Source organism: Streptomyces tendae (assembly GCF_014650435.1).
Lineage (GTDB): Bacteria > Actinomycetota > Actinomycetes > Streptomycetales > Streptomycetaceae > Streptomyces > Streptomyces tendae.
This window is the reverse complement of the sequence record NZ_BMUY01000040.1, coordinates 1-6961: the sequence shown is the minus strand read 5'-3', so window position 1 is coordinate 6961 and position 6961 is coordinate 1. Positions and strand designations below refer to the sequence as shown.

The window sequence follows — 6961 nt, the reverse complement described above, 5'->3', positions numbered from 1 at the left end:
TGCGGTCGGCTGCATCGCATGCCAGTACCTCTACGGATGCGCCCTGGTGGGTGAGTTCGTCGCGGAGTGTGTCCATGCCGTCGGCGGCGAGCCCGCGCCGGCTGAGCAGTACCAGATCGCGCACCCCGTGCACCGACACCAAGTGCCGGGCGATGAGCTTGCCGAGAGCGCCGGTGGCGCCGGTGACGAGGACAGGGCCCTGCCCGTAGGCGGCCGGGGCGTCGGTGACGGCGGTGCCTGCCGTGTGGGCTCCGACGAGTCGTGGGACGTGTACGGCACCGTCCCGTAGGGCCCACTGCGGTTCATCGCAGGCGAGTCCGGCGGCCAGCGCCTCGCCACCGGCACCCGCCGGGAGGTCCGCCAGCACGAACCGTCCGGGGTGTTCGGCCTGTGCCGCGCGCACCAGACCCCATACCGGCGCGATGCGCACGTCCACCGGTTCATCCGTGGACGCGGCCACGGCACCCCGGGTCACCACGACCAGCCGTGTGGACGCCAGCCGCTCGTCAGCAACCCACCGCTGCAGCACATCCAGTACAGCGGTGAGCCGGTCCCGTACGGCATCCGGCACCGGGGCGTCCTCGACCGTCGGGCACTCCAACACCACCGTGCCGGGAAGGTTCTGTGACGACGCGAGCAACGCCTCCACGTCCGCGAACACCAGTCCGCCCTCGGCCAGAGGCGAGTCCCCGAGCACCGCCCAAGAGGCGGCCCCAGTCTCGGCTGAGCCACCGTCGGCGGCGGAAACCCACTCGACCTCGAACAACGAGTCGGGACCGTCCGCGACCGCCAACTGCTCCCGGCTCACCTCGCGCAGCGCCAGCGACTCCACCGACGCGACCGACAATCCGGCCTGGTCGAACAGCTCCACGCTCACGGCGCCGCGCGCGTCGTGCGGTGCCATCCGCACCCGCAGAGCCGTGGCACCGACCGCGTGCAGGGTGACTCCGGTCCAGGCGAACGGCAGCGGTGTGCCCGAACCCGCGGTCACGGAGACGAAGTTCATGGCGTGCAGGGCGGCATCGAGCAGCGCAGGGTGCAGCCCGAACGCGTCGGCCGTGTTCGTGGCCTCCTCGGGCAGGGCCACCTCGGCGAACACCTCGTCGCCGCGCCGCCAGGCTCGGCGCAGACCCTGGAAGACGGGGCCGTACTCGTAGCCCCGGTCGGCCAGGTCGTCGTAGAAGTCGCCCACCTCGACGGCCGAGGCGTCCTGCGGGGGCCAGACTCCGCCGAGTGCGGCCGGGGCGGGGTCCGCGGCGGCCTCGGTGAGAGCGCCGAGCGCGTTGCAGGCCCAGGCCACCTCAGCCGCGTCCCGCTCGGGGCGCGAGTGGATCTCGACGGTACGGCGGCCCTCGGCGTCCGCCTCCCCCACGGACACCTGGAGCTGCACGGCACCGGTCTCCGGCAGGACCAGCGGTGCTTGGAGCGTCAGCTCCTCCAGCCGGCCGCAGCCCACCTCGTCCCCGGCCGCCAGCGCCAGCTCGACCAGGGCGGTGCCGGGGACGAGGACGGTGCCGTGGACCGCGTGGTCCGCCAGCCAGCCCTGCGAGGCCGCCGAAAGACGCCCCGCGAAGACCATCCGGTCGGACCCGGCCAGCTCCACCGCCGCGCCCAGCAGCGGGTGCTCGGCCCGCCGGAGACCCAGCGCCGTGACATCACCGACGCTGACGGGGGCGTCCAGCCAGTACCGTTCATGCTGGAAGGCGTACGTCGGCAGATCCACTCGCCGTCCACCGGCCAGCACTGCCGGCCAGTCGACCGAACCACCCCGCGTGAAGAAGCCGCCGGCCGCTTCGACTGCCGCTCGTACTTCGGTCCGGTCCCGGCGTAGGACGGGCACGGCTTGTGTGTCGAGGGTTTGTTCGACGAGTCCGGTCAGTATCGCGTCGGGGCCGATCTCGACGAACTTCCGCACGCCGAGTCCGTGCAGGGTTCGCAGTCCGTCGGTGAAGCGGACGGTTTGGCGCACGTGCCGCACCCAGTACGCAGGCTCGGTGATCTCGGCTCCTGCCACGGTTCCGGTGACGGTGGATACGAAGGGCAGGGACGGCTGGCGGAAGGAGAGTCCTTCGACGACGGCCTGGAAGTCCTTGAGTATCGGGTCCATCAGGGGGGAGTGGAAGGCGTGGCTGACCGTGAGTCGCTTGACCCGCCTGCCCTGGGCGCCGAGGGCGGCAGCGACGTGTTCGACTTCGGTCTTGGCGCCGGAGACGACGACGGCTTCGGGTGCGTTGACCGCGGCGATGTCCGCCCGGTCGGTGACCTTCTCCAGCAGGGGCAGGACTTCGTCCTCGGTTGCCTGCACGGCGATCATCACGCCGTCGTCGGGCAGTGCCTGCATCAGCCGGCCGCGGGCGGCGACCAGCACGCACGCGTCCGTCAGGGACAGCACGCCGGTTACATGTGCGGCGGCGATTTCTCCGATGGAGTGTCCGGCCACTGCGTCCGGGCGGATGCCCCATGACTCCAGCAGCCGGAACAGTGCCACCTCGATGGCGAACAGTGTGGGCTGGGTGAATTCGGTCCGGGACAGGGCCTGTGCGTCTCCCTCCCACATCACCTCACGTGAGGGGCGTGGCAGCAGCGGATCCAGTACCGCACACACCTCGTCCAGCGCGTTCCGGAACGCAGGGAAGGTGTCATACAACTCCCGTCCCATCCCCACTCGCTGAGCCCCCTGCCCCGTGAACAGGAAGGCGGTACGGCCCGGGGTGGCGGTCGCCGTCTGGGTCAACGCGCCCAGGCCCTCGGTGAGTTCGCTGAGGTTCGTGCCCACCACCACGGCCCGGTGCTCCAGCACCCCGCGCGTCGTGGCCAGGGAGAACGCCACATCTGCCGGGCGTAGTCCGGGGCGTTCGGCGATGTACGACCGCAACCGTTCCGCCTGCGCCCGCAGGGCTGTTTCCGACTTGGCACTGACCAGCCACGGGACGAGCGGCAGCGAAGGCTCCTCCGGGGTGTCCTCGGCGGGGAGTGCCGGGGCCTGCTCCAGGATGAGGTGGGCGTTGGTGCCGCTGGCGCCGAAGCCAGAGATACCGGCGCGGCGGGGCTGCCCGGTCACGGGCCACTCGCGCGACTCGGTGAGCAGCCGTACGTTTCCTGCCGTCCAGTCGATGTGCGGGGAGGGTTCGTCCGCGTGGAGGGTGCGTGGCAGGACGCCTTCGCGCAGCGCCATGACCATCTTGATCACACCGCCGACACCGGCTGCCGCTTGGGCGTGCCCGATGTTGGACTTCAACGACCCCAGCCACAGCGGCCGTTCGGCAGGATGCTCCTGCCCGTAGGTCTCCATCAGGGCCTGCGCCTCGATGGGGTCGCCCAGCGACGTGCCGGTGCCGTGCGCCTCCACCGCGTCGACCTGCCCGGCCTCCAGTCCCGCGGTGGCGAGCGCCTGCCGGATCACCCGCTGCTGAGCGGGGCCGTTGGGTGCCGTCAGGCCGTTGGACGCGCCGTCCTGGTTGATCGCACTGCCCCGGACGACCGCCAGGATCGGGTGCCCCAGACGCTGGGCGTCGGACAGCCGCTCCACCAGCAGCATCCCCGCGCCCTCGCTGAAGCCGGCGCCGTCCGCACCCGCGCCGAACGCCTTGCAGCGGGCGTCGGGCGAGACGGCGCGCTGACGGCTGAACTCAAGGAACATCTCGATCGACGACATGACGGTGACGCCGCCGACCAGCGCGAGCGAGCACTCGCCCTGCCGGATCGCCTGCATGGCGAGGTGCAGCGCGACGAGGGAGGACGAGCAGGCGGTGTCGATGGTGACCGCCGGGCCCTCGAGGCCGAGGGTGTAGGCGATGCGGCCGGTCGCGATGCTGCCGGCGCTGCCGTTGCCGACGTACCCTTCGACGTCCTCGGGCACGGTGCCCGCGCCGAGCCGGGCGCCGTAGTCGTGGTACATGACGCCCGCGAAGACGCCTGTCCGGCTGCCCCGCAGGGTGGCCGGGTCGATGCCCGCGCGCTCGAACGCCTCCCACGACGTCTCCAGCAGCAGCCGCTGCTGCGGGTCCATCGCCAACGCCTCACGCGGCGAGATCCCGAAGAACGCCGGGTCGAACTCGGCCGCGTTCCGCAGGAAACCGCCCTCACGGGAGTAGACCCGTCCGGGGACGCCCGGGGTCGGGTCGTAGAGGGCGTCGACGTCCCAGCCGCGGTCGCCGGGCATCTCGTCGATCGCGTCGCGGGCCTCGGCGACCAGCCGCCACAGGTCCTCCGGGGACTCCACGTCGCCAGGGAAACGGCAGCTCATGCCGATGATCGCCATGGGTTCGTCGGCGGCGGCCGGCGTGCTCGGACGGGTCGCCGGGGTGTCATCGGCCAGGCCGGCGCCGCCGAGTTCGGACCACAGCAGGCGGACCACGGCGGCGGCATTCGGGTGGTCGAAGACGAGGGTCGCGGGCAGGCGCAGCCCGGTGGCGGCGCCGAGCCGGTTGCGTAGTTCGACGGCGGTGAGGGAGTCGAAACCGAGATCCTTGAAGGCGCGTTCGGGTTCGACCGCGTCAGGGGAAGCGTGTCCGAGGACGGCCGCGACCTCGCCGCGGACCAGGTCGAGCAGGAACTCCTCGCGCCGGTCCGCGGGCAGTGCGGCGAGCCGCCCGCCGAGGTCGCCGCCGTCGGCGGACGCGGCACCAGCACCCGTACCGGTCGCCTGTCGGCGCACACGCTGCGGGACCAAGGCGCTCAGCAGCGCCGGCACCCCGGAGACCGCCGCGCGCCGCCGCAGGGCCGCGAGATCCAGCCGTACGGGGAGCAGGTACGGCTCGTCGGTGCGGGCGGCCGCGTCGAGAAGGGCGAGGGCCTGCCCGGTCTCCATGGCGGTGACGCCGAGCCGGGCGAGCCGGTTCAGGTCGGTCTCGCCGAGCCGACCGGTCATCGCGCTGGTCTCGGCCCACAGGCCCCACGCCAGTGACAGACCGGGCAGGCCCTCGGCGCGGCGGGCCTGGGCGAGGGCGTCGAGGAAGACGTTGGCGGCCGCGTAACCGGCCTGGCCGGCGTTGCCGAGGGTGCCGGCGCCGGCCGAGAACAGCACGAACGCCGACAGCTCGTGGTCGCGGGTCAGCTCGTGCAGATGCGAGGCGGCGTCGACCTTGGGCCGCAGCACGGTGTCGAACCGGGTCTCGTCCAGGGACTCCAGCACACCGTCGTCCAGCACACCCGCCGCGTGCACCACACCGGTCAGCCGACGGCCGGTGAGCACGCGGGCCAGGGCGTCGCGGTCGGCCACGTCGCAGGCGATGCTCTCGACGGTCGCGCCGAGGGCGACCAGCTCCGCCTCCAGCCGGTCCATGCCGTCGGCCGCCGGACCGCGACGGCTGACGAGCATCAGCTCCCGCACGCCGTGTGCCGAGACCAGGTGCCGGGCGACGATACCGCCGAGCACCCCGGAGGCGCCGGTGACGAGCACCGGACCGTCCCCGAAGCCCGGCGCCTCACCGGCCGGAACCTGCGCTCGCACCAGACGCGGGACGCGCACGACTCCGTCCCGCACGGCCCACTGCGGCTCACGGGAGGCCAGCCCGGCGGCCAGCTCCCGCGCACCGGCACCCGCGGGAAGATCCGCCAGCACGAACCGGTCCGGGTGCTCGGCCTGAGCCGCACGCACCAGACCCCACACCGGCGCGACCCGCACGTCCACGGTCTCGCCGGCGCACAGGCCCACCGCGCCCCGTGTCACCACGACCAGCCGGGAGGACGCCAGCCGCTCGTCGGCAACCCACCGTTGGAGCACGCCCAGCACCTCGGCGAGCCGCGCCCGTACGACCTCCGGCACCGCACCTGCGCCCTCACCCGCCGGGCACTCCAGCACCACGGTGTCGGGAAGGTCCGCCGACGACGCGACCAGCGCATCCGCATCCGCGAACGCGAGACCACCGTCACCCAGAGGCGAGTCCCCGAGTACCGCCCAGGACGCAGCCTCGACCGAGCCACCACCGGCAGTGGCAACCCACTCCACCCGGAACAGCGAGTCGTCGGCCCCCGGAGCCGCGGCCGCGAGCCGCGCCTCGGACACCTCACGCGTCGCGAGGACGTCCACCGAGGCCACCGGCGCACCGGAGGCGTCCGCCATGTCGAGCGTCACCGTCGTCGGATCACCGGCGACCGGGGCCATGCGCACGCGCAGGGTGGTCGCGCCCACGGCGTGCAGGGCGACCCCGCGCCACGAGAACGGCAGCCGGTTCCCGGGGGTACCGTCGTCCGCGGGGGCGAAGAGCGTGAGCAGCCCGGCCTGGAGCCCCGCGTCGGCCAGCGCTGGATGCAGCCCGAACTCCCCGGCGGTACCCGCGATTTCCTCGGGAAGGGCGACCTCGGCGAACACCTCGTCCCCACGACGCCAGACGCGGCGCAGGCCCTGGAACGCGGGGCCGTACTCGTAACCGCGGCCGGCCATCGTCTCGTAGAAGCCGTCGGTGTCCAGGACTTGGGCGTCCCGCGGCGGCCAGACGGTGAGGTCGGCCCGGCCGTCGGCCGGTTCACCGGCGCCGGGCATCACCGTGCCCGTCCCGTGCAGCGTCCACGGCCCGTCCACGCCCGGCTCCTCCGGCCGCGAGTAGATGTCCACGCTGCGCACCCCGGCGTCGTCGGCGGCACCGACGACGACCTGGACCTGCACCGCGCCCTCGGGCGGCAGGACGAGCGGAGCCTGGAGCGTGAGTTCCTCCAAGAGTCCGCAGCCGACCTCGTCGCCCGCACGGACGGCGAGTTCGACCAGGCCGGTGCCGGGCACGAGGACGACACCACGTACGGCGTGATCGGCCAGCCAGAGGTGTGTGTCGAGAGAGAGCCTGCCGGTCAGTACGGTGCCGCCGTTGCCCGCGAGGGCGACGGCCGCTCCGAGCAGCGGATGGCGGGCGGCGCCCAGCCCGGCCGCCCCGACGTCGACACTGCTGCCGGTGGTGCTGTCGAGCCAGTAGCGCTGGTGCTGGAATGCGTAGGTGGGTAGTTGCACGGTATGTCCGGCTGGTGT

Annotated in this window: 1 protein-coding gene; it reads right to left on the bottom strand. The window is 73.0% G+C overall.

What is annotated here, in order from left to right; translation table 11 throughout:
* Positions 1-6943 (bottom strand): type I polyketide synthase (locus tag IE258_RS40165; RefSeq protein WP_189750733.1); only part of this gene is annotated, 6943 nt, incomplete at its 3' end.
* Positions 6944-6961 lie beyond the last annotated feature (18 nt).